The organism is Cyclobacterium sp. L-R (assembly GCF_056859355.1).
In genome coordinates this window covers 21417-45848 of the sequence record NZ_JBSXOH010000088.1, presented here as the reverse complement: position 1 = coordinate 45848, position 24432 = coordinate 21417, and the positions used below count along the sequence as shown (strand labels likewise).

General features: G+C 38.5%; 24 protein-coding genes. 13 read left to right on the top strand and 11 right to left on the bottom strand.

The window, feature by feature from the left end; genetic code table 11:
- Positions 1 to 267: 267 nt before the first annotated feature.
- From AC13EX_RS17730 to AC13EX_RS17690, 9 genes are all read right to left on the bottom strand, one after another.
- On the bottom strand, positions 268 to 1659 hold the full coding sequence (locus AC13EX_RS17730) for a sodium-dependent transporter (protein WP_048640618.1): 1392 nt from the start codon (positions 1657 to 1659) through the stop codon (positions 268 to 270).
- A gap of 38 nt (positions 1660 to 1697) precedes the next feature.
- Complete coding sequence (locus AC13EX_RS17725) at positions 1698 to 2645, bottom strand: SDR family oxidoreductase (protein WP_048640617.1); 948 nt, start codon at positions 2643 to 2645, stop codon at positions 1698 to 1700.
- Positions 2620 to 3471, bottom strand: a complete 852-nt coding sequence (locus tag AC13EX_RS17720) for a peptidylprolyl isomerase (protein WP_048640616.1) — start codon at positions 3469 to 3471, stop codon at positions 2620 to 2622. Before AC13EX_RS17720 ends, AC13EX_RS17725 begins: the two co-directional genes overlap by 26 nt.
- Positions 3464 to 4402, bottom strand: a complete 939-nt coding sequence (gene hemC, locus AC13EX_RS17715; RefSeq protein ID WP_482893731.1) for a hydroxymethylbilane synthase — start codon at positions 4400 to 4402, stop codon at positions 3464 to 3466. Before hemC ends, AC13EX_RS17720 begins: the two co-directional genes overlap by 8 nt.
- Positions 4402 to 5310 (bottom strand): 30S ribosomal protein S6--L-glutamate ligase, encoded by a 909-nt coding sequence (rimK, locus tag AC13EX_RS17710; protein WP_048640614.1) that lies wholly within the window; start codon positions 5308 to 5310, stop codon positions 4402 to 4404. The genes hemC and rimK overlap by 1 nt, the downstream gene beginning before the upstream one ends.
- Positions 5311 to 5316: 6 nt before the next feature.
- On the bottom strand, positions 5317 to 5751 hold the full coding sequence (locus tag AC13EX_RS17705; RefSeq protein ID WP_048640613.1) for an ATP-dependent zinc protease family protein: 435 nt from the start codon (positions 5749 to 5751) through the stop codon (positions 5317 to 5319).
- Positions 5752 to 5807: 56 nt separating this feature from the next.
- Complete coding sequence (locus tag AC13EX_RS17700) at positions 5808 to 6935, bottom strand: DNA polymerase III subunit (RefSeq protein WP_482893730.1); 1128 nt, start codon at positions 6933 to 6935, stop codon at positions 5808 to 5810.
- A gap of 11 nt (positions 6936 to 6946) precedes the next feature.
- Entirely contained in the window at positions 6947 to 8152 is a 1206-nt protein-coding gene (locus tag AC13EX_RS17695) for a GlmU family protein (protein WP_482893729.1), read from the bottom strand.
- Between the two features lie 72 nt (positions 8153 to 8224).
- Positions 8225 to 8470 (bottom strand): type B 50S ribosomal protein L31, encoded by a 246-nt coding sequence (locus tag AC13EX_RS17690; RefSeq protein WP_048640610.1) that lies wholly within the window; start codon positions 8468 to 8470, stop codon positions 8225 to 8227.
- Positions 8471 to 8680: 210 nt separating this feature from the next.
- Here AC13EX_RS17690 and AC13EX_RS17685 point away from each other — a divergent pair, with 210 nt between their 5' ends.
- From AC13EX_RS17685 to AC13EX_RS17665, 5 genes are all read left to right on the top strand, one after another.
- Positions 8681 to 10351 (top strand): hypothetical protein, encoded by a 1671-nt coding sequence (locus tag AC13EX_RS17685; protein ID WP_482893728.1) that lies wholly within the window; start codon positions 8681 to 8683, stop codon positions 10349 to 10351.
- 267 nt (positions 10352 to 10618) lie between these two features.
- Complete coding sequence (locus AC13EX_RS17680) at positions 10619 to 12451, top strand: ABC transporter ATP-binding protein (protein WP_482893727.1); 1833 nt, start codon at positions 10619 to 10621, stop codon at positions 12449 to 12451.
- 34 nt (positions 12452 to 12485) lie between these two features.
- Entirely contained in the window at positions 12486 to 12839 is a 354-nt protein-coding gene (locus tag AC13EX_RS17675) for a DUF485 domain-containing protein (RefSeq protein WP_048640608.1), read from the top strand.
- 56 nt (positions 12840 to 12895) lie between these two features.
- Positions 12896 to 14434: a YifB family Mg chelatase-like AAA ATPase gene (locus tag AC13EX_RS17670; RefSeq protein ID WP_482893726.1), complete on the top strand. Its 1539-nt coding sequence runs from the start codon at positions 12896 to 12898 to the stop codon at positions 14432 to 14434.
- Positions 14435 to 14563: 129 nt separating this feature from the next.
- On the top strand, positions 14564 to 15025 hold the full coding sequence (locus AC13EX_RS17665) for a bactofilin family protein (protein WP_482893725.1): 462 nt from the start codon (positions 14564 to 14566) through the stop codon (positions 15023 to 15025).
- Position 15026: 1 nt separating this feature from the next.
- Here the strand turns inward: AC13EX_RS17665 and AC13EX_RS17660 are convergent, their stop codons facing one another.
- Positions 15027 to 16142: a trans-sulfuration enzyme family protein gene (locus AC13EX_RS17660; RefSeq protein WP_482893724.1), complete on the bottom strand. Its 1116-nt coding sequence runs from the start codon at positions 16140 to 16142 to the stop codon at positions 15027 to 15029.
- Positions 16143 to 16202: 60 nt separating this feature from the next.
- A complete protein-coding gene (locus AC13EX_RS17655; RefSeq protein WP_339714214.1) occupies positions 16203 to 16682 on the bottom strand; it encodes a DUF4293 domain-containing protein in 480 nt (159 codons plus the stop codon).
- 11 nt (positions 16683 to 16693) lie between these two features.
- On the opposite strand from AC13EX_RS17655, the gene truA reads away from it, so the two are divergent.
- The 8 genes from truA (at position 16694) to AC13EX_RS17615 (ending at position 24187) form a co-directional block, all read left to right on the top strand.
- Positions 16694 to 17539 (top strand): tRNA pseudouridine(38-40) synthase TruA, encoded by an 846-nt coding sequence (gene truA, locus AC13EX_RS17650; protein WP_394332059.1) that lies wholly within the window; start codon positions 16694 to 16696, stop codon positions 17537 to 17539.
- A 12-nt stretch (positions 17540 to 17551) separates the two neighbouring features.
- On the top strand, positions 17552 to 19327 hold the full coding sequence (locus AC13EX_RS17645) for an ABC transporter ATP-binding protein (RefSeq protein WP_482893723.1): 1776 nt from the start codon (positions 17552 to 17554) through the stop codon (positions 19325 to 19327).
- Between the two features lie 287 nt (positions 19328 to 19614).
- On the top strand, positions 19615 to 20199 hold the full coding sequence (locus AC13EX_RS17640; RefSeq protein WP_482893722.1) for a hypothetical protein: 585 nt from the start codon (positions 19615 to 19617) through the stop codon (positions 20197 to 20199).
- A 5-nt stretch (positions 20200 to 20204) separates the two neighbouring features.
- Positions 20205 to 20723, top strand: coding sequence for a hypothetical protein (locus AC13EX_RS17635; protein WP_482893721.1), 519 nt, complete (start codon positions 20205 to 20207; stop codon positions 20721 to 20723).
- 164 nt (positions 20724 to 20887) lie between these two features.
- Positions 20888 to 21424, top strand: coding sequence for a hypothetical protein (locus AC13EX_RS17630; protein ID WP_482893720.1), 537 nt, complete (start codon positions 20888 to 20890; stop codon positions 21422 to 21424).
- Positions 21425 to 21566: 142 nt separating this feature from the next.
- Positions 21567 to 22115 (top strand): hypothetical protein, encoded by a 549-nt coding sequence (locus tag AC13EX_RS17625; RefSeq protein WP_048640599.1) that lies wholly within the window; start codon positions 21567 to 21569, stop codon positions 22113 to 22115.
- 117 nt (positions 22116 to 22232) lie between these two features.
- Complete coding sequence (gene hemE / locus AC13EX_RS17620; RefSeq protein WP_482893719.1) at positions 22233 to 23267, top strand: uroporphyrinogen decarboxylase; 1035 nt, start codon at positions 22233 to 22235, stop codon at positions 23265 to 23267.
- A gap of 227 nt (positions 23268 to 23494) precedes the next feature.
- Complete coding sequence (locus AC13EX_RS17615) at positions 23495 to 24187, top strand: sugar transferase (protein WP_482893718.1); 693 nt, start codon at positions 23495 to 23497, stop codon at positions 24185 to 24187.
- Positions 24188 to 24432: the final 245 nt, after the last annotated feature.

Genomic DNA, 24432 nt, shown 5'->3' with positions numbered 1-24432 from the left:
CCACTTCGTTGCTGTTTTCAATTTCACCATAGCGGTGCTATGCTAAAATTTCCAAACAGCCTGATTTTCTTGCGATTGCAACACTTCCCGTAAACACGGGACAGGCTTCACCCCTGACTATTGTCAGGACGGAGAAATCCTGTTACATAATCCGGGTTTAATACTTATAGATAGAAATCAAAAAAGGCAACCATTGAGGTTGCCTTTTTTGATTTCTAATAATGTCGTTTTGTTGTAGGTAATAAGGGTTTAAGGTTCAGTGTTGAATCATCCGCCTTCTCCAGGTTCTCCGAATACACCTACCATATTGAGTAATACAAATATTATCACGATGGGACAGATCCATTTGATAAAAAACATCCAAGCCTTTGCTGGAAAGCCTTCAAATGAAGGAGCGCCCATGGAAAGTTCTGAAGCAAAAACGCTGACTTTTTTAATCCAGCCGGAGTAAAGGCTTAGCATTAAGCAAATCACTACAATGGCTAAAGTTCCAAAGAAGAAATCCATAAGATTAAAGAAGCCTATGATATCATTACCAAAGAAGTTGATGTGCATAACGTTAAAGAAGTTTCCTTTAACAGATGCCAGGGAAGAAGGAATACTTAAAAACATTGCGGCTATACCGATTGTCCAAGCTGCCCTTTTTCTTGACCATTTTCTTTCATCTATAAAATAGGCAACAGGAACCTCAAGCATGGAAATACTAGAGGTGAGTGCAGCGACCAATAAGAGTAAGAAAAACAAACCTCCAATAATATTTCCGAATGGTTCAATTTGATCAAAAACTCTTGGTAAAACATTGAAAACCAAAGCAGGTCCTTCATCTGGGCTCACACCTGGTAATAAAGCAAATAGTGCAGGGAAAATCATTAAACCTCCCATAAGTGCCACGGTGCTGTCCATTCCGGCTATCCAGGCAGAAGACTTGATGATGTTATTGCTTTTCGGTAGGTACGATCCAAAAGTTATCATCAGTCCCCAACCTACAGACAAACTAAAGAAAGCTTGTCCAAGAGCAGATAAAACCACTTTGCCATTTATTTTGCTAAAGTCTGGAGAAAGGTAATATTCTAGGCCTTTTGATGCTCCAGGTAGTGTAATTGACCTTGCAGCGATAAGGATGATAATTAGAAACAATACGGGCATTAGAAATTTAGCCGCTTTTTCAATCCCACCTGAAATCCCACCTAGAACCACACTAATGGTTAATAGTATGAAAATCATGCAAAGAGGAATCACATAATGAGGTGTCTGAATAAAAACCTCAAAATCAATGGGGATGTTTATTAGTTCAGTAAATATGTACCCAATAGTCCAACCTGCAATTACTGAATAATAGCTAAGTACGGCAAAACAAACTACCACACACAATACCCCTGAGGATTGCCAGAACCTATTTCCTCCAGTTTCTTTGATAGCACCTACAGGGTTTTTTCCTGACTTTCTACCTAAGGCAATTTCATTTAGAAGTAAAGGAAGTCCTATTAGGAGGACGCAAACCAAGTAGACAAAGACGAATGCACCGCCACCATTTTGGCCAGTTATATAGGGGAATCTCCAAATGTTACCTAATCCAACGGCAGATCCGCCGGCAGCCATGATAAAACCAAATGATGATCCCCATTGTCCTCGAGATGGGGTTTTACTAGATTTTTGCATATTTTTGGGGTGGTTGATAGGCGTTCACAAAAAAATGGTTACAATTTATAATTAGCTAATTTAATTTGTTTTGCTAAAATTGCAATCCCTTCTTTGAAAGTTTTGGGTTTGAAACCCAAAATGTTTTTTGCTTTTGAAATATCCAGCCCGGTTTTTAAAGGTCGGGCAGCAACTTGAGCAAAAATGCTGGAATCTGTTTTCTTTATTCCTTCAATACTTAAATCAAAAAAATTGGCCGTCATCATGGCCATATCATAAGGTGTTAGTAATTCATCTCCTGAAATATTGAATACCCCAGTAGCATTTTTTTCTACAATAAGTAAACAACCATTCGCTAAATCCTCCGCAAGGGTGGGGGTTCTGAACTGATCATCAACAAGACTTAGTTCCTTGTTTTGTTCCAGGCCTTTTTTGACCCATAGGATGATGTTTGAACGACTCATGTCATGGGCAATTCCATAAACTAAATTTGTCCTGACTATGGCCCAATTGTATTTGTAATCCTGAAGGGCAATTTCAGTTTCTATTTTTGTTTTACCGTAGTAATTCAATGGATTAGGCTTTGCCAATTCATCGTATGGACCATTTTTACCGTCAAAAATAAAATCTGTAGAAATAAATATCAAATGAGATTTTGCCAATTCGCTGCCTTTCATGATGTTTAATGTGGCAGTAACATTTTGCTCAAAGCAGTCATGTCTATTGACTTCGCATCTGTCGACATCCGTCATGGAAGCGGCATGAATGACGTAATCAGGCGAATAAACCCTAAAAACGTCTATCACATCTTTAAGATTGGTGATGTCCATTTCTTCGTAAATGTACCCATCCCATTCTGTAGGCAAACGACAATCCCCTCTACCGGTGGCTATGGCATCATATTTTCCTTCAATAAGTATTTCTTTTATGATTTTCTGTCCCAATAGACCATTCGCTCCGGTAATCAGTATTTTCGGTTTTTTACTCTTGAGGATATTGATATCCATATTCTTTTGCGATTTTCTTTTTAGATACTAATTCTACATTTACTTTCATGTATACTGGTTCTACAGGCAAATCATTGCCCCTTGTTTCCAACGATGAAATATCGTCTAGAACATCCAGTCCTTTTATTACCTTTCCAAAAACAGTATAGGTGTCATCCAAGTGGGGGGTTCCTCCTACAGTAGTATAAGCTTGAATCTGATTTTTTCTTTTGTCTAATCCCAAATTTAAGTTAAAAAATTTTTCCAACACTATTTTATTGGAAAGCATTAAGGAATTTATGCTATCATATTCGCCTTTTTGATAAAGTTCACTGTATTTATTTCTTAATTCAGTATTGCTGTCCAGTTGGAGGTATTTTGAGAATGCTTTCTGAAGTTTCCTAATATCCGTTGTTAGGCTAGTATCATCATAAACTTTACCTTCTACTATATAAAACTGACAACCACTTGATCTCATTTCTGGGTTAATGTTGTCACCTTGTCTTGCCGCTGCGATACTGCCTTTTTCATGGATCAGGTTTTCATTGAATTCAGCAGGGAGAGTGTACCAGTCTTCCTGGTCCAAGCCTTCCTTATTGAATACATCTCCTCCTTGAATCATAAAATCCTCAATGATTCTATAAAAAGAGGTTGAATCGTACCTTCCTGAGCTTGCTAGATCGATAAAGTTCTCCTTATGCGCTGGTGTTTCATCGTAGAGAATGGCATACATCTTACCATAGTTAGTGTCAATGGTAATAAGATAGTCCTTTTCTGTAGCGCATGAGCCTGCAAATAGAATTAATATTGCACCCGTGATTATTCTTATTAATGAATATTTAGCCATTTAATCTCTGCTTAATTTCCTTTAATAACTGGTCCCCACCCTGGGATTTAATGTTTTCTGCTAATTTTTCACCTAGGAATACGGCGTCTTCTTCTTTGCCACTAAAAGAGGCGAAAAGTCGCTCTTTGCCATCAATCTGCATTAATCCACCTTCAAGGGTTAAAGTGTCGCCTTCCCATTGAGCTAGGGCAAAAGCAGGAATGCTGCAACCCCCTTCTAGTATTCTTAAAAAGCTTCTTTCGGCCTTTAAGCAGGCTGCAGACCTTGGATGATTGACTGCAGATTCTATTATGGTCTTCAGGCTTGGATCTAGTCCTTCATGAATTTCTACACCAATACTTCCCTGTCCTACGGCAGGGATAAATTCAGTGATAGGTAACTCTTTCCTGATTAGGTTGTCGTATCCCATGCGATGCACTCCTGCGTAAGCCAAGAGTAAGCCGTCGCAAATCCCACTTTCCATTTTGCCTACTCGCGTTTGCAGGTTGCCTCTAACATCAACGGTTTTGACATGAGGGTAAAAGTACTTTAAGGTAGCCACCCTTCTAGTAGCTGATGTTCCGAGTACTATAGGCTTACTAGTGTCTGCTAAATCTGGAAAATCGTCTTTATGGCTGATAATAATATCGTTGACTTTTTCCCTTTCAGTAAAGGCGATGGTTTCAAAACCATCAGGAAGGCGCGATGGTAAATCTTTGGCGCTGTGAACGGCAATATCTATTTCTCCAATTGCTAGTTTGGCTTCTAATTCTTCTGTGAAAACTCCTTTGCTTCCTATTTTTGAAATGGAGACATCTAGTACCTTGTCTCCTTTTGTCTCTATAGGTATTATGGTAGTAGATAAACCATTTTTGTTTAATAAATCTGCCACATAATTGGCCTGAAACAAAGCGAGTTTGCTTCCTCTTGTTCCTATTCTTATTGATTTCATTATGAGTCCGATTTCCTTTTTGCGTTTTTTTTCTGAACAGAATTTTCAATAAACGAAACGATGTTTCCTGCAATGTCAATTCCTGTCGCCTTTTCTATCCCTTCCAAACCTGGTGAGCTATTCACTTCCAGAATCAAGGGGCCACGGTCTGATTGCAATAGGTCTACCCCTGCAACAGAAAGCCCAAGAGCCTTGGCGGCATTGAGAGCTGCGGATTTTTCAGCACGAGAAAGCTTGATTACCTCTGCTTTCCCTCCTCTGTGTAGGTTGGAACGAAATTCTCCTTCAGCTCCTTGTCTTTTCATTGCTCCAACCACCTTATTGTTCACTACAAAAGCCCTAATGTCAGCTCCTTTTGCTTCTTTTATAAACTCCTGAACAATGATGCGTGCTTTCAGTCCATGAAAGGCTTCTATTACCGATTGTCCAGCCTTTTTTGTTTCAGCTAAAACAACACCCAGGCCTTGCGTGCCTTCAAGTAATTTTATAATCAGAGGAGCGCCTCCCACCATTTCTACAATTTGTTTTTCACCACCTTTAGAAAAGTTGGTGAATGCAGTTTTGGGCATGCCTAAGCCTTCACGGGAAAGGATTTGAAGGGAGCGTAATTTATCACGACTCCGAACAATTGCCTGAGATTCAATCACAGAAAACACACCCATCAGTTCAAATTGCCTGACCACAGCTGTGCCGTAAAAAGTGACTGAAGCGCCTATTCTAGGGATAATGGCATCAATTCCTTTCAGCTTCTCACCTTTATATATAATGTAAGGACCGGTTTGTTCTATGACCAAATCACAAGCTGAATGGTCTATAACTAAGGCTTCATGCCCAGCCTCTTGGATGGCTTTCATAAGCCGCCTCGTGGAATATAGTTGTGGATTTCTAGATAATACGGCTATTTTCATCAACGTTTATTTTTTTGCCTGGCCAGTACGATTTACCTTCTCAACATCTACCAAAAATCTGCCTTTAAGGACTTTTCTCCCTATTAATACAGCATTTTTCATTTTGGCACGATCAGAAAGTGTAAAAGCCGCTTGGCAATTGTGGTTCCCGAGGGTTAAGGTAGTATGGATTAAAAATCGCTTTTCAATGTGACCAAAGGAGTTTTTTACTTTTTTTACTTTATAATTACTAATATTTATTTTCTCTCCCGTATAGCCCTTGTCTCCAGGGGCCAATAGGATGATTTCCAGTGTTTTTTTATTGTCAACTTCCACCTCTTCTACAGAAGAAACATGAATAGAACAATTATAAGCTCCTGTGTCTACTTTGGCATTGATCGCTTTAATTCCCCATTCTGGAAGATCTATTGTTTCTTTTCTCCCAATAATTATTTTTTCCATGGCATAAAGTTAAGCTTTACTTGAACAATAGTGATGCCTGTTGAGGTTTTATTAATTTATGCAGCTTTGATAATCCGTGCTAAATTGAAAGCCAGATCTAAAAAGAGGATTTTAGGATTTGCATTTCTCTCAATATGGTAATGTGCATCATTTAATGCCGTATACATTTTAGTAAGCTTGTCATCATTCAATACAGCACTGCTGAATTTCTGTATAAAATCTCGGTCTTCATCACTTGTCCGCATTAACTCACTAAGCTGAGATCTGTTTAGTAAAGACTCCCGTATCACATTAATGCCTGTCAAAAGCAGGGACCTTTGTCCTTCCTTTGAGAAAGAGGTGATTTGTTCTGCGAAATTTACCAATTCTTGAATTTTAACTGAATAGCAGTTCCTAAGCCAATCTCTAAATATTAATGTGTTTTTATCCTCGATATTTTGAGAAAGTAAAATCGCTTCCCTTAAATTCCCGTCAGCCAAGGGAGCAATTTGCTGTGCAGCCACTGTAGTAGATAAGCCTTTATCAACCAAGAAATCCTGAATTTCTTCGTCTGTAAAATTCCTTACATGTATCTTCTGTGTCCTTGAGAGAATGGTGGTCAGAAGGCTTTCCGGCTGTTGACAAACCATAAGGAAGAGTGTTTTGGCAGGAGGCTCTTCCAATATTTTGAGCAGGGCATTGGCTGCGGAGGCATTCATAGTCTCAGGAGCCCAAATGAGCATCATCTTATAGCCACCTTCAAAAGATTTTAAAGACAGTGTTTTAACGATCTGCTTGGCTGCCGCTTTTGAAATGCTCAATGGTTTATTGATAGCCAGATGGTAATTCCAATCTTGAAGATTTCCATAAGGGTTTTTTAGAACAAATGAACGCCAAGAGGAAAGCAGATCCATTACTTCATCCTCATCACTCTTGCTTTTCTTTGCCGCAGGCAGAGGCATGGCAAAATTAAGGTCTGGATGTACTAACTTTTCCATTTTAAGGCATGAGGGACATTTTCCACATGCATCATCCTCTCCAGGATCAGCACAGTTGATGTAGGTGGCCAATGCCAAAACCAATGGGAGGTTTGGACTCCCCTCTTTTCCATGGAAGAGTAAAGCATGGGCCAGATGGTCGTTTTGGATTGCCTTTATTAATTTGACTTTCGTTTCCCCAAGTCCGGGGATGGATGAAAAAAGCATGGTTCGTTAATTTAAAATTCTTTGTCCCATATCCTATAAGGTCTGGTAACTTCAAATACCTTTTGAAGTATTGCTCTTTCCTTTTCGTCAAACTCCATTCCTTTCAAAGCCATTACTTTTTGGGCTGTTTCTTCGAATTTCATGAGTTTAAATGTGCTAAAACCTGAAGCTCCGCCACCCCAGGCAAAAGAAGAGACAAATTTTCGGGGAAACCCTTCTCCAAATACATTTGATCCAACACCTACTACAGTGCCGGTATTCAGCGTAGTGCCTATCCCTAATTTGGTATGGTCCGCCACCATAGAACCACAAAACTGTAGCCCTGTGTCTCCATATCCACCTTTGGTGTAATCCCAGATTTTCACGGGCATTAGGTTGTTTTTCATATTTGAAACCACGGTGTTGGCTCCTAGATTACACCACTCACCGACTACGCTATTGCCGATGTAGCCATCATGGGATTTATTACTGTATCCGAAAAAAACCGAATTGGATACCTCACCGCCTACTTTACAGGCAGGTCCAACTGTTGTGTTTTCTCGGATTTTGGCTCCCATACTTATGGTCGCTCCTTCGCATAAGGCGAAAGGCCCTCTGATCATCGCTCCTTCTGAAACCTCTGTGTTTTTCCCTATATAGATAGGGCCGTTGGTAGCATTCAAAATAGCAGCTCGTACTTTGGCTCCATTTTCTATGAAAATGGCTGGCTCATTGTACATATGGGTATGAGGGTCATCAGTCCCCCATGATACCCTTCGCTTTGTGATAATGTTAAAGTCTTTTCTGATTTCATCTCCATTCCACTGAAAAATCTGCCATGTCCTGCTAAGAAGTCTGATTTCACCTTCAAAGTCAATGCGTTTTTTGTCAGGCAAATGATCACTATGAAATTGCTCCGGACTTTCAAAAAAGGAAGCCAATAAAGTGTCTTGGTGCCATAGGGCCTCATTTTCTTTAAGTGAATTGATAGCGATTACCAGATCTTCATCAGGGCATAAGGCCCCGTTTATATACAAGGCCTTGACATTCAGTGCTTGGAATTTAGGTTGCAGGTATTGCTGAGTCAGGAATCCTAGGTTTTTGGCGTGGAGTAAGGATTGCCATTTTTCACTAATTTTAAAAATTCCAACCCTTATTTCTGCTATAGGGCGGGTGAATGTAAAAGGTAATAGATTACCTCTACTTTTCGGGTCATCAAATAAAACAATATCGTCCATATTACAAAAATAAAAAAGTCTATCAGAATTATGCTTCTGATAGACTTTATCTCAAAGAATAATATGAAAAACTTAATTTTTCTTATATCTTCTATTAAATTTCTCTACTCTACCAGCAGTATCCAAAAGCATTTTCTTACCAGTATAGAACGGGTGAGATGCAGAGCTAACCTCTACCTTTACCAATGGGTAGTCTTCGCCATTTTCCCAAGTGATGGTGTCATTGGTTTCAATGGTAGACTTGGTGATAAATTTATAATCACTGGAAGTGTCTAAGAAAACTACTTCTCTGTAATTTGGATGGATTTCTTTTTTCATTGTATAGCCTATTAATTTTTTCCTCTTCAAATTGAGGCACAAATTTACCCCTTTTTATAATTTTCTCCAAAACATTCCCTTTCAAATATAAAATACTTCGTTAATTTTATGTCATAAAGGGCCAAATCAACCAGTAGGCTAATTTTCAGACGGATGTTTAGAGGCTCAAATTTTCGAAATACGGGTTCCTTGATATAAATTATAGTATTTATGAAGTACTTTTTTCACTTTTTGTCGTTTTTTGTTTCCTACAATTCAAGTGTATTTGCACAAAGTCCACTTTTACCATTCAATCGGGACCTCTATAGTCTTGTGGAAAGGTATGAAATAAAAAATGGAAATTTTGATGATTCATTTCATACTGGAACCAAGCCATACCAAAGAAAAGAGGTTGCTCAATTTCTGCAAAAACTAAATAAAGAAGGCAACAATATAAGCAGCAAAGATGAATTTAACATCAACTATCTGCTACAAGACAATTGGGAGTATGTCTCCGATTCTTTGGCTGCTTCTAAACGCAGTTTGGGAAAACACCTTTATAAAAGGCCTTCAGATTTTTATTATTACAATGATGAAGTTTTTGATGTGCATGTCAATCCTGTCTTATACGTACAGGGTGGAGTAGAATCTTCCATTGATAGAATTCCATTTAGAAATACCAGAGGAATAGCCATTCATGGCAGCATTGATAAAAAAGTTGGCTTCTACACCATGTTGGCAACTACTGACCTGGCCTTTCCTTCCTGGGTGGATGCTTATGTGAAGGGGCATGGAGCGATTCCCGGTCAGGGTTTTTGGAAGCGGTATGGGGATGATGGGTACAACTTTTTTTCGGCTAGAGGACATATTTCCTTTGCCGCCACCAAACACATTCAGGTTCAAATGGGACATGATAGTCATTTTATTGGCGAAGGTTTGCGGTCTTTGGTTCTTTCTGATTTCTCCAATCCCTTTATGTTCTTGAGGATCAATACGAAAATTGGTAAAGTCGACTTCACCAATTTATGGGGGCAGATGATAGCAGATATTCTTACTTCTAGAGGTGTTCCTACTGATGGAAGGTATCCTCAAAAATGGTTCTCATTACACCGACTTGGCATTAACTTAGGTAAAAAGATCAATGTTGGTGTTTTTGAATCGGTGATGGCAAGTCAGGCCGATTGGAATTATTTTAATCCAGTAATTTTTTACCGTTGGGTAGAGCACCAACTAGGGACTCCCGACAAAGTAATGCTTGGAACAGATGTGAAATGGCACCCTGTTAGTGGGATGCAGGTTTATGGTCAGTTTGTTCTCGATGAATTTGTCTTTAATGAGTTTTTCAGCATTTCTGGAGATGGGTCTAGTCGAAATAAACACGGTGTGCAATTAGGATACAAATACATAGACATTGCAGGTATTAACAACCTGGACTTGCAAATGGAATACAATCAGGCTAGACCTTTTACTTTTCAGGAGAAATTTGACTATCAGTCTTATACCAATTACCGTATACCTTTAACCCATCCAAGAGGTGCGAATTTCAGAGAGGTTTTGTCTGTTTTGAGGTTTCAGCCTTTACCTAGATTGACTCTTGTTGGGACTTTGATGTATCAAATGTATGGTGCAGATCCTACCGAAGAGGATAATTTTGGTGGAGATATATTAAAAAACAGAAGGCAGACAAGTACTGGTCTATATGGTAATTTTATTGGGCAGGGTAACAAAAACAAAGTGAGCATGGCCACCCTTCAAGCGCACTTTATGTTGCGTCACAACTTATATATAGATCTTTCTCAAACCTTCAGGCAAGACCAGTCGGATGGTGGTATAAGCTCTAAGACTTCTTATGGACAATTGGCACTAAGATTAAATATGGGAAGATTTGATCAACATTTTTAAGACCAATTCAATTTTTAGCGACTCCTCCTATTAAAAAGTGGTAAATTGCACGCTTAATCTGCCTATTTGGAAACTATAATTTAGCTGAAATATGTTGAGGTTTCCTAATTGGGTAGGCCAGGTGATTTTTATCGTCTCGCCAGATCTAAGAAGGTCTTTAACCAGTTTAGATTCAGGTTTTATAAAGCTTAGAATTAGCATGATTTAGGTTGATACTATTAGGGCCTAATGGGCATGCTGTTTTCATCGTGATAATTAGATTAATTTATGAATACATATTTGAGAATATTGGCTTATGCGCGTCCATACAGGAGGTATTTTCCTACTTATATTTCCTATGCGTTATTGGCTATTGTTTTTGGTCTATTGAATTTTACGCTGTTAAAACCACTTTTTGATGTGATTTTTGAGCAGGTGGGAAAGGATGAATTGCAGGTTTACGCCAATAAGCCGGATTTTTCTTTTAGCGTGAATTACTTCATGCATTTATTTAACCACTACTTTCTTCAGGTTGCCGATACTTATGGGAGATTTGGCACTTTAGCTTATGTTTGTATTATCATTGTAATCTCTGTGTTTCTAAGCAATTTATTTGCTTACCTCTCCGGTGTGGTCTTAGCCAAAGTACGGGCGGATATTATCCAAGGTATGCGGGTGCATATTTTTGATGCAGTAAGTAATATGCATCTCGGTTATTTTTCCGATGAGAGGAAAGGAGATTTGATTAGTAAAATGACCAATGATATTCAAGAGGTTGAAAACAGTATTGTACAGTCTCTGAGGGTGATTTTCAAAGAACCGGTGACCATTATTCTTTACTTCGGGGTATTGTTTTTCATGTCCTACCAACTTACCTTATTTACGATCTTGTTGATCCCTGTGTCTGGAGCGATCATCGGTTATATTACGAAGAAACTTAGGAAAAAAGCAGAGCAAAGTCAGGAGTCATTAGGAAGGATAGTCAATATCCTTGATGAAACAATCGGAGGCATGCGTGTGGTCAAGGCATTTGGAGCGAGAAAATTTGTTCAGGATAAATTTGAATCTGAGACGAATTACTATGCAAGGGTAAATGTGTCAATGGCTAGAAAAAATGAACTAGCTTCACCCATAAGCCAGTTTTTAGGGGTTTCAGTGGTCGCTGGGATCTTGCTTTATGGAGGGAATCTAGTCCTTAACAATACTTCCTCATTAAGTGCGAGTGAATTTATTGCCTACATTATTCTATTTACCCAAGTATTGAACCCGGCCAAAGAAATCTCTAGGGCACTCAGTAGTATACAGCGAGGTTTGGCGTCGGCCCGTAGAATTTTTGCAGTAGTGGATACCAAACCTATGATCGAAGATGGCTCAGATGCCAAGTCTTTGAATGCATTTACGGATTCGGTAGTTTTTGAAAATGTGGCTTTTGCCTATCAGGAGGCAGCTGTATTGAATAATATAAATTTTGAATTAAAGAAAGGCCGTACCATTGCCTTGGTGGGTCCATCGGGAGGGGGGAAGTCCACTTTAGCGGATTTGTTACCTAGGTTTTATGATCCTACCAAAGGGGAAATTAAAATTGATGGTGTTGGATTGAGTACTTATAAAATCGGAGATGTTAGGAAATTAATGGGGATAGTAACGCAAGAGTCGATTCTTTTTAATGACAGCGTTTTCAATAATATTGCCTTTGGTATGGAAGGTGTGTCCTTGGAGAAAGTTCAGGAAGCTGCTAAAATCGCCAATGCTCACGATTTTATTATGGATCTCGAGCAGGGCTATGAGACAAATATAGGCGAAAGGGGAGGCAAGTTGTCTGGAGGACAAAGGCAAAGGGTTAGCATAGCCCGGGCAGTGTTAAAAAATCCGGAAATTTTAATTTTAGATGAAGCAACATCCGCACTTGATTCAGCATCAGAGAGGTTGGTACAAGAGGCATTGTCTAACTTAATGCAAAACAGAACTTCTTTGGTCATTGCCCATAGATTGAGTACAATTCAACATGCAGATGAGATCTTGGTAATAGAGGGCGGAAGTATTGTAGAAAGGGGTAGTCATGAGGAATTGATCCAAAAAGGAGGATTGTATAATAAACTTTCTCAAATGCAGTCTGTTTAGTATATTGTGTAAAGAAACCCTTATAAAACATGTTATGAAAAAAATTAACAGCATATTTCAGCTTTTAACAGCTTTGTTTTTCGGTATAGGACTGGTTTATTTTCTCACCTATGAGAAAATGTGGAGTAGTATTCCAATGACCAGTGAAGTTGTTTCCTGGTTATTGGCAGGCTTGGTTATCTACCTGATTACTTGGGGGACGAGTTGGGGATATACCAGTAGTCTAAACAGCCGGATTAAGAAAGTCGAATTAGAAAAAAAGGACCTTAAAGCCATGGTGTTTGATCTTGAGAGAGGAATGAAAGCAGATCAGATAGTTAAGAAACCAGAAGTATCACAGGATGACGTTGAGCCATCTTCCATCAAACCAAGAGAGAATTTTAAATAGTCAATTTGTTCGATGAGTGGGTATGGATTTTTCATTTTCATAAAAAGCTTTTAAGAATGGTAGCGAAAACTTTTGGTAGTGCAGTCTCAGGTGTAGATGCCAAGTTGATCACCATTGAAGTAAATGTAGGTCAGGGGACAAGTTTTTTTATGGTAGGTCTTCCTGATAGTGCAGTGAAAGAAAGTCAGCAAAGAGTAGAGTCAGCCCTTAAATATTATGGTTACAGGATGCCAAGACAAAAGGTAGTTATAAACTTGGCACCCGCTGACATTAAAAAGGAAGGATCGTCTTATGACCTTCCAATAGCTATTGGAATTATGCAGGCTTCTGAGCAAGTCGTTTTCCCTGAGATGGAGAAATACGTGATCATGGGAGAACTGGCTTTGGATGGTAAGTTAAGAAGAATCAAAGGTGTACTGCCCATAGCTATTGAAGCAAGAAAAAAGGGTTTTAAAGGTTTTATTTTACCCAAGGAAAATGCGAAAGAAGCTTCCATTGTAAATAACCTTGATGTAATACCAGTGGAAACGCTCCAAGAAGCAATTCATTTTCTTGAGGGTACAAGGTCAATTGAACCATTGGTTACAGATACTAGAAATATCTTCTATGAATCCATAGAGGAGAGTGATTTTGATTTTGCAGATGTGCAAGGTCAGGAAAATATTAAAAGGGCTATGGAAATAGCAGCAGCGGGTGGACACAATGTCATTATGATAGGTCCTCCTGGTGCTGGAAAAACGATGTTGGCCAAAAGGTTGCCTTCAATATTGCCTCCTATGAGCCTTCAGGAGGCATTAGAAACCACCAAAATCCATTCTGTTGCGGGAAAATTAGGTGCAAGTTCATCCTTGATTGCCCAAAGGCCCTTTCGTTCCCCACACCATACCATTAGTGATGTTGCCTTAGTAGGAGGTGGAGGGAATCCTCAACCAGGGGAGATATCGCTATCTCACAATGGGGTTTTGTTTTTAGATGAGCTCCCTGAGTTTAAAAGAACTGTTCTTGAAGTGATGCGCCAGCCGCTAGAGGAACGAAGAGTGACGATCTCTAGGGCGAGAGTTACGGTGGATTTTCCAGCCAACTTCATGTTAATTGCAAGTATGAATCCCTGCCCATGTGGATTTTATAATCACCCTGACAAAGAATGTGTTTGTGGTCCTGGAGTAGTGCAGAAATACCTCAATAAAGTGAGTGGACCCTTACTGGATAGAATTGACCTTCACGTAGAAGTGACTCCAGTGAATTTTGATGAGATGACTTCAGATAGAAAATCTGAAGATAGCAGGTCTATCAGGGAGAGGGTGACCAAGGCTAGAGAGCTTCAGCAAATAAGGTTTGCCAATAGCACGGAGGTACATTGCAATGCGATGATGCCTTCACATACAGTGAAAGAAGTGGTGAAAATTAACCAAGCAGGGAAAACTTTACTTAAAACGGCAATGGACAGGCTTGGACTTTCGGCAAGGGCATATGATCGAATATTGAAAGTTTCCAGAACGATTGCTGACCTTTCGCTATCAGAGGATATAAAAGTGGAGCACCTGGCAGAAGCCATTCAATACCGCAGTCTTGATAGGGATGGATGGGCAGGATGATTCCGAATGAATAGTCCTACTTAATTTTTCATAGAAGAATCAAGTAGGTTTGCTTATATTTGCCTGATCATCTGAGTGATAATTGGAAAAGATGATTTTGATAAATATCAAAATAATTGAATTGATTTTATGTGGACTAAAGAAACCAAAATTCAAGCAGAGATGGAAATGGCTAATTCTACTTCGGTATTTGCACCTGGATTAACGATCAAGGGAGATATTGAGGCTGTAAGTGATATTAGAATAGAGGGAGATGTGTTTGGTGATGTAACTACTCCCAAAAAAATTATTATCGGGATTTCAGGTAAGGTAGAGGGAGATATAAAAGCTTCCGAAATTTGTGTGATGGGCGAAGTTTTGGGCGATATCTTTATTGAAGGTCTAGCAAGGTTTACTTCTGAAGCAAAAATGCGTGGAAAAGTTTACTCCGAAAAAATCGAAATTGAATCTGGTGCTGATATGGAAGTGCTCCTATCTAAATATAAAAAGTATTTGAGTCAAATTAAGGAAAAGCAAGCATCAATTCACGCAGCAAACCCCATAATCTCCCAGAGACTATTTGATAAGTCTATAGTGAAAATGGAGGAATAAGTTAATCTTTATAGATGCTGTCAAAAGCCTGAGTTAAGTCTTCTATCAAATCATCACAGTTCTCAATACCTACAGACATTCTAATGAGTTGATCAGGAATGCCAGCGTCGTCCGCCTGAACTTTAGATCTTCGTTCAATTAAGCTTTCTACCCCTCCCAAACTGGTTGCGTCAGTAAAGTATTTTAATTTACCTATCAGAAGATCGGCGTCATTGGCATTTCCCTTGATGAGAAAGGATAACATTGCTCCAAAACCAGACATCTGTTTTTTTGCCGTTTCAAAACCTTCGTGGTCGCTTAGTCCTGGGTAAAATACCTTTTCAACTTCCACTCTGCTATTAAGGAAGTCCGCAATTTTACCTGCATTGTGGGTATGGGCCCTCATACGGTAAGGCAAAGTTTTTATACTTCTGGTCAATAAGTAGCAGTCCATGGGAGACGGTACGGCCCCCGCCAATCGCTGGATATTTTTAATGCTTTCCCAAAATGAGTCTTGCTCTTTAGTGACCAAAATTCCACCTAGGATATCACTGTGACCACTAATGTATTTGGTGCTGCTGTGCATAACAATATCCGCTCCCAGTGACAGGGCCTGTTGATAAACAGGTGTGGCAAAGGTGCTGTCACAGGCGATGATGAGTTGGTGCTTTTTGCCAATTTCGGAAAGAGATTTAATGTCAGAGATCTTAAGAAGTGGATTTGAAGGCGTCTCGATCCAGAGCAATCTTGTATTGGGTTTTATTGCATCTGTAAGTTGGTTTGGTTTGGTTAGGTCAATAAAATCCACTTCTATTTTTCCCGAATACACAGTCTTGAGGAGCATTTTCATTCCATGATACATGTCATCGGGAGCGATGATGTGAGATCCTGCAGGAAGTGCTTGGAAAACGGCATTACCTGCTGCGTTTCCTGAGGAAAATGCAGCAGCATCGGCTCCTCCTTCAAGAGAAGCCAAAACGGCTTCCAATGATTTTCTATTGGGATTTTGCAGTCGGGTGTACATCATGGTCCCCTCCTGATGCTCAAAGGTCGTTGAAAGGGTAATAGGCTGGATTACAGGTTTTAGTGGGTCGCTTACTATGTTCCCACCATGAACAGCAATAGTTTCAATTTTCATGTTAGACCTTTTTATTGCGTTTTACCTTTCAACTCTCCTTTAAGGAGTAGGTGTATTGTATTATCGGATTCGATCTACAGAGCGAACAAGCATCTCATCTTTTTTGATAAACCTGTTGGCTACCAAGTTTAAAATTAACCCAAGGACAATGCTGTAAAACCCAATTAAAAAGGCTCCTCCAACGGTGGGGTTAAAGTTTTCGTTGGCTTTAAAACTTGTGTAGACGGCTAAACCTAGTGTAACACCCATCAAGATGGCGTTGACCATATTTAAAAGCAATTGCTTTTTTCTGTTTTTGTACTGAAACAGGCTGAAAATGGCCAAGGAAGCTGCCAGAAGCGCTAATATCCCTATATAAATGTTTCCTTCTTGAGAGATAACATTTTCTTGTGGGATTTCCATAACAGTGGTATACCATGCTGTCATTTCCATAGACTGTGTCTGCAATGGATTTACTTGTAACCAGATGGGTGACAAGGTGGAGGTAACCATCGCAACGGCTACCAAAAGTAGAAATACACTTTGAATTCTTTGAATCATCTTTAAATCTTTTGACAAAGAAACTGGGTTATTTGAATTTTCGCAAGGAATATTCAAAATCCAACTTGAAATTAGGGTATATTTTTATCTTTGCAGTTGAAATGAATGAATCTCCCCGCTATTTTATAGAACTTTCCTACGACGGCAAAAACTACCATGGCTGGCAAAAGCAAACCAATGCCATATCCGTTCAGGAAGAATTGGAAAAAGCTTTGTCTATACTTTTTCGTCAGCCCATTAGCATTATGGGTAGTGGACGTACGGATGCCGGTGTGCATGCCTTGCAACAATTCGCCCACTTTGATTATGAACTGGAATTAACAAGAGAATATTTTATCAAAAGAATCAATGGCTTGCTTCCTCCGGATATAGCTGTTTTTGATATTTTCCCTGTCAATAAAAAAGCACATGCTAGGTTTGATGCGACCTTTCGGAGGTATGAATACCATATTACATTTAGAAAAGACCCATTTATTATGGGGAAAGCCTGGCACTGTTATTACGACCTGGACCTTGAGGCCATGGCTTCAGCTGCTTCTTTATTGTTGGGAAGGCAGGATTTTGAATGCTTTAGCAGAAGGAAAACCAATGTAAAAACCTTCGAATGTGAAATTAATAATGCTTATTGGGAACAAACTAGTAACGGTTTGGTCTTTCATATACAGGCCAACCGATTCTTAAGAGGAATGGTAAGGGCTATAGTAGGGACTTTGGTCAAAGTTGGTAGAGGACAACTCGATAGTGCAGGAGTCACAGAAATAATAGCCAATAAAGACAGGAACCTAGCAGGAACTTCTGCGCCTCCTCAGGGATTGTTTCTGAGCAAAGTGAATTATACAGACCGAATTTATAAGTAAAATATTACCGTATTGGGACTTGAAAAAGAAAATGTAAAAAGTGGTGATATAATTGACACCAAAGTTTTAAGGAAACTCTACGAGTTTGTGACTCCTTATAAGCAACGGTTTTATATCTTGGTTGCCCTTACTTTACTATTGGCTGTATTGGCTCCCACAAGGCCTTTGTTGATTCAGAAGGCTATTGATGATTATGTCACATTAGGGGATGCAGCTGGCCTAATGAGAATGACCTATCTTTTAATAGGTTTATTGGTTGTACATGCATTGGTGCAATTTGGTCATACCTACCTCTCTGGCTGGATAGGTCAGGTTATAATCAGGGATATACGGGTCAGACTATTCAAGCATTTATTGAAAATGCGCTTAAAATACTTTGACAATACCCCAATAGGCAGACTGGTTACCAGAAATATTTCAGATGTGGAGACCCTTTCGGATGTGTTTAGTCAAGGGTTGGCAGAGATTATAGGCGATTTATTGCAATTGGTAGCGATTTTAGGCGTAATGTTTTATGTAGATTGGCAACTTACATTGGTAAGTTTATGCACCTTGCCATTGCTTATTATCTCTACTTATATCTTCAAAGAAAAAGTAAAGGTGTCCTTCAATGATGTTAGAAATGCTGTTTCTAACCTAAACTCTTTTTTACAAGAGCATATCACGGGCATGAATATAATTCAAGTATTCAATAGAGAAGAAAGGGAGTATGAAAAGTTTCAATCTATAAATAAGGAGCATCGGAAGGCGCATCTTAAATCCGTAATGTATTACTCTGTTTATTATCCGGTTTCTGAAATTATTCAAGCAATGGGGATTGGTTTGGTAGTTTGGTACGGTGCTACAGGTGTTTTTGATATGGAAATCAAAGTCGGTGTGCTTATTTCATTTATAATGTACCTGCAGTTGTTTTTTAGACCTATAAGGATGATTGCGGATAGGTTTAATACCCTTCAAATGGGAGTGGTTAGTTCCTCAAGAATTTTCAGCATTTTAGAAAATGATGAACAAATCCCAGATGAGGGAGCGAATTCTCCAGAGAGCGTTAAAGGAGAGATAGAATTTAAAAATGTTTGGTTTGCCTATAATGATGAAGAGTGGGTATTGAAAGACTTAAGCTTTAATGTAAAGCAAGGAGAAACCATAGCTTTAGTGGGAGCTACAGGAGCAGGAAAGTCCTCAGTGATCAATCTTATAAGTCGCTTTTACGATATCAATAAAGGGTCAATAGCAATAGATGGAAGTCCAATTAAGGAGTTTGATTTGGCCACACTTCGCCAACATGTAGGTGTTGTCTTGCAGGATGTATTTTTGTTTTCTGATACTATATTTCAAAATATTACTCTTGGAAACCCAGATATTACCAAGGAGCAGGTGCTTTATGCGGCTGAATTGGTAGGAGCAAGGAGGTTCATTGAAAGATTACCTGGAGGTTTGGAATATGATGTGAAAGAAAGGGGAGGGACCTTGTCTGTAGGACAGCGACAATTGATATCTTTTGTTAGAGCAATGGTTTATGATCCGGAAATAATAATCTTGGATGAAGCTACTTCATCTGTAGATACAGAAACAGAAGAATTGATTCAAGGGGCGATTGAGAAAATGATGCATGGTAGAACCTCCATAATCATTGCCCATAGGTTGTCTACTATACAAAAGGCAGACAAGATTATAGTTTTGAATAAAGGAGAAATTGTTGAGGAAGGTAAACACGAAGTTTTATTAAAGCAGGACGGTTATTATTCTCAATTGCATGAAATGCAGTTGAATTCTGTCGTGGTGGATTGAGTTTAGGAGCCGGAGGCATGCACTAGGGGGCTCTATTCTTTGATTAGAAATGTCAGAAGAAAGAAAGCCATTTAAGCTTTTTATTACTAAGTAGTTGAAATCAATGTATTAAAGAGATGAGTTTATCGTTTTAAGTTTTTTAGGTGCTCAATCTATTTCATTGATTGTTTTGGCCTTATTTAAATAGGTGTAAATCCTTTTCGATAAAGTAAGCTAAACTGTAACTTATTCCGTTATGTAAGCGTTTGTAAGGCATTATTCAAGGAATTTAAATTTAGTTATTGAACATGAAATACCTATTGTCATTTCTTTTAATTTTAGTTGCGTCTACCTCATTTGCTCAGCAACATCAATTGGGGTTGAGAATTGGAGACCCCTATGGGATTACTTATAAAACGCCTGTAAATGGTAAGTTTTCCGTTGAAGGTATTTTGGGGAGAGGGAGCCAGAATAGTAGTCAGTATTATAGACGGACATTTGAAAATAATAGACCTGTAAGCTCTGCCAGGTATTTTGGACATCAGGTTTCTGGTGCTTTTTCGTTACATGCCCGAGGTATTTATGAAGAATCATTCAGTGATGATTTTAATATATCTGAGGGAGACCTTACCGTATATGCAGGTTTAGGATTGCAGTTTCGATCAGTCAATATCGATTATTTTTATACCACACCTAATGCTACTCCAAATACAGCTGAAGTAAGAGAAAGCCGTACAAATATTGATTTCGGTCCTGAGGTGTTTTTAGGTTCTGCCTATTATTTAGAGGATTTGCCTATTGGTTTTTTTATTGAGGTAGGGTTTCTGACTGAGATTGTAGATAGGCTACATCTAAAAGGCCAAGGAGCTATTGGAGCTAGGTATTTATTTTAAAATTAATGGTGAAAAGAAAAATAATATTACTGTCTATAGGTGTATTCTTACTCCTTCTTAGTTCACTTTATGTTTATTTGGGAGGATTTATTGCCATTGAACTTAGGCAGACAGAATGTTCTGATTTGAATTTGGTAGGGTTGAATTATATAGGTATTCCGCAGGATGAAAAGATTGGGGAATATTTTCGGGAGGTAGAAACTGCACGAAAAGACAAACCTTTGCAGACCATTTACTATATAGAACCTGAAGGTAAAAGAGATACTCTACATGTTTTTATTGGCTATGAATCCGATCGGATAAATGAAGGCCTTTCAACACCTTGGGTCTCCCAATCGGTAGAGTGTCAAAGTGCAATTGTGGCAAAACTTGAAATGAATCGTTTTGTTATGCCCGGACCTGATAAAACGAAAAGGGCAATTCAGGATTTCGCGAAAGAAAAAGGGCTTACTTTAAAAGGGATTTACATCGATAAAATAATATCCAGTGATCATGTAGAGGTGTGGGCTCCAGTAGGTTCATAACAGAAGGTGCAAACCAAGTCTAAATTTTGAATATGCTTATTATTAAAGAAGGCAAATAGTTTTAAAAGAGGGAGAGTTGCAGAAATCAAATGTTTTGCTCTTGAATAAATGATTTGGTATGATTTTGGATTCTCTTAAAATAGATACAAATAAATTTTATACATATGAATAGAAGTAATCGATTATTAGGCATGAGGTCACTTTTTGTACTTTTGGCAGCTTTTGTTATGTGGAGCTGTGAAGGTCCAGTAGGACCGGTAGGACCTGCTGGAGCAGACGGAGTCAATATTGTTGCCGAAGTCTTTGAAGTAGAAGGTGATTTTACCCAAGCTGGAAATTTCGGTATTAGGGGTGAATACGGGTTTGATATTTTGGAATCTGATAAGGTATTGATTTATAGGCTGGGTGGATTGGACCAAGATGGTATTGATATTTGGAGGTTATTGCCACAGGTTGAATTTCATCCCAATGGGATTTTCACTTATGATTTTGATTTTACTTACTACGATTATTCCATATTTTTGAACGGGGACTTTAACTTAAATACATTAGAGTCTGGATATACAGACAATCAGATATTCAGAGTGTTGATCATTCCTGCTGATCGTATAGATCTGAGGATGGATTATTCAAATCATAGTGCAGTCTTGGAAATGCTAGGTGTAGATGAAAATGATATTCAAAGGAAGGTTTTGAATTAATCAAGGTTAAAACCTTCTATAACTTACTTAAAACAGTTTACCTATTGGTAAGCTGTTTTTTTTATGTTTTGTTGTAATTGGAGATTTTACACATTATCTTTCATAAATAGCTTGGTGAAAACTTGAAGAAAATTATAGTTTTATGAGAAAAATTGTATATCTAATTGCAATGGTGGCTCTATTCGTGTTGCCAGCATGTGAGGGCCCAGAAGGACCCCAAGGCCCTCCTGGTGTTGCAGGAGTTGATGGTCAGGATGGTGAAGACGGTGAAGATGGAATTTCATTACTTAATTTGGTTGTGGAAGCAGAGGTGGACTTTACTGCAGAAAATAATTATTCGAGTGCATTTACTTTTGAAATAGGGGAGGGAGATAATCTCTTGGTGTATATGCTTTGGAATGTTATCGATGAAAAACCTCTTTGGGCACCATTACCTAATACGGTTTTTTTAGATGAAGAAAAGACTTTGATTTACAACTATCAATTTACAGCGGATTTTTTCATGGTCTTTATGACTGCGAATACTAATTTGTCTGAAATTTCCGAAGATTGGAAGCTCAATCATTATTTTAGAATTGTCTATCTACCAGGGGATTTTCTCCAAACCAATGCTAAAATAGATCTTAATGACTATGAAGCGGTTACAAAAGCGCTGGGTGTAAGTGAAGCCGATGTTGTAAAATTGGACTAAAAAAATTAACTAATTGTACTATTAAGTTACCAGAGCCATTCCTGTATTTTCAGGAATGGCTCTTATTGTTTGTACTTTCTTGTTCTTTTTTGTGGTAAGTTGGATTATATTTGTGGCATGCAAATAAAGAATGATTTACTTCTAAGAGTCATTAGGGGGGAGAAAGTGGAAAGAACTCCGGTATGGCTTATGCGTCAGGCCGGACGAATACTGCCCGAATACAGAGCAGTTAGAGAAAGTGTAAGTGGATTTATTGAGTTGGCTCAGACGCCTGAATTAGCTGCAGAGGTCACCATACAGCCTGTGGATTTATTAGGAGTAGACGCAGCAATTATATTTTCTGATATATTGGTAGTTCCTGAAGCCATGGGCTTGCCATATAGAATGATTGAAAAGAAAGGACCTTGGTTTCCGGAGACCATTGGGTCTGCCAAGGATTTAAAACGTTTGCAGATAGCAGATCCAGGCGAATCCTTAAATTATGTTTTGGAAGCCATCCGGTTAACCAAAAAAGGATTGAACGGCAGAGTGCCATTGATAGGCTTTGCTGGTGCTCCTTGGACAATTTTTGCCTATATGGTGGAAGGGTCTGGAAGTAAAACCTTTTCTAAAGCTAGGGCAATGTTATACCAAAACCCTGAATTGGCTCATCAGCTTTTGGAAATGATTACCAAAACCACCATAAAGTACTTGAAAGCTCAAATAGAGGCAGGGGCAAATTTAATTCAGGTATTTGACAGTTGGGCAGGTATTTTACCTCCTTACCAATACAGGGAGTTTTCCATGAAATACATTAAACGTATATGTGAGGCCATAACGGAAGCACCAGTAACAGTTTTTGCCAAAGGGGCCTATTTCGCAATGGAAGACATTAAAGACCTTCCTTGTGAAGTTGTGGGTTTGGATTGGAATATGGATATAGCCACCGTTAGTAAGCAAATGAATGGGGCCAAGGTGCTGCAAGGTAATCTTGATCCAGCAGCATTGTATGCGGAAGATGATGTATTGGTTGCTCAGACTAAGAAAATGCTTGATCAGTTTAAAGGCGATAAGCACATAGCCAATTTGGGCCATGGAGTATATCCTGATATATCTCCAGAAAAAGTAAAGCTATTTATTCAAACTGTAAAAGATTACACTAGAGTTACTTAAAATTTTTATGGTTTGATAATGTGACAAAGTGAAATTTGCTATTCATTAAGGTTCGCCGGTATTTGTACTTCTGGCGAACCTTTTTTTGATTTTTAGCCCTAACTGCCTGATTTTAAATTCATCAAAAATTTGTTTATACCGGAATTGCTGAATATATTTGCTTTATTGTATTTCAAATACAGTAAAACGATTTATAGTTTAAGTCCGGTGATTCACAGATCATTAACATGGAAAAATTTTTAAGAAAGAGGGATGAGCCAGAATTTTTAACGAACAAGCTCAGTGGTTATATTACTCCCGAGGGAAAAATTTTCCTTAGTGATCAGTTCAATTTGAAGGTGAAAAGAGCCTTTGATTTGATCTTCTCTTCCTTGTTTATATTATTCATCATGCCATGGTTGTTTCCGATTATTGCATTATTGATTAGGATTGACTCTAAGGGGCCGATTATCTATAAGCAATTGAGACATGGTAGAGGGAATAAGACATTTAGGTGTTATAAATTCAGGACCATGATAAAGAATCAGGAATCTGACACTAGGCAAGCTTCTAGAAATGATGCCCGCGTAACAAGGATAGGGCGATTTTTAAGAAAGTCCAGTTTAGATGAAATCCCTCAGTTTTTTAATGTATTGATGGGGGAGATGTCCGTCATTGGCCCTAGGCCACATGCTGTGCCTATGAATTACATGTTTTCTACAGACATAAGTAATTATATGTTTAGGCATTCTGTAAAGCCAGGTATTTCGGGATTGGCTCAAATAAAAGGCTTTAGAGGTGAGATATTAGGCTTTTATGATATTTATGGTAGGATTAAATTAGATCATTTTTATATCAGGAATTGGTCATTGGTTTTAGATTTTAAAATTTTGTTCTGGACCTTGGGTGTTTTTTTTAACAAGAATGGCGCTGCTTATTAAATTGCAGCCTCTTTAAATTTGATTTTATCAGCTATTTACTTTCAATAAAATTCAGGAACGCTTTTTGGTAGAGGTCGTCATGTCTGCATTAATCCGATTGCTTGTGCATTGAATCAACTTTATTCAAGTGATATAGGAGTAAAAACCACCTAAATTATTTTTAATACCATAAAAATGAATTTTAAATACAAAAAAAAGACTTTTAAGATTATTTTTTTCTCCAAATCCTTGCATTGTGAAAAATG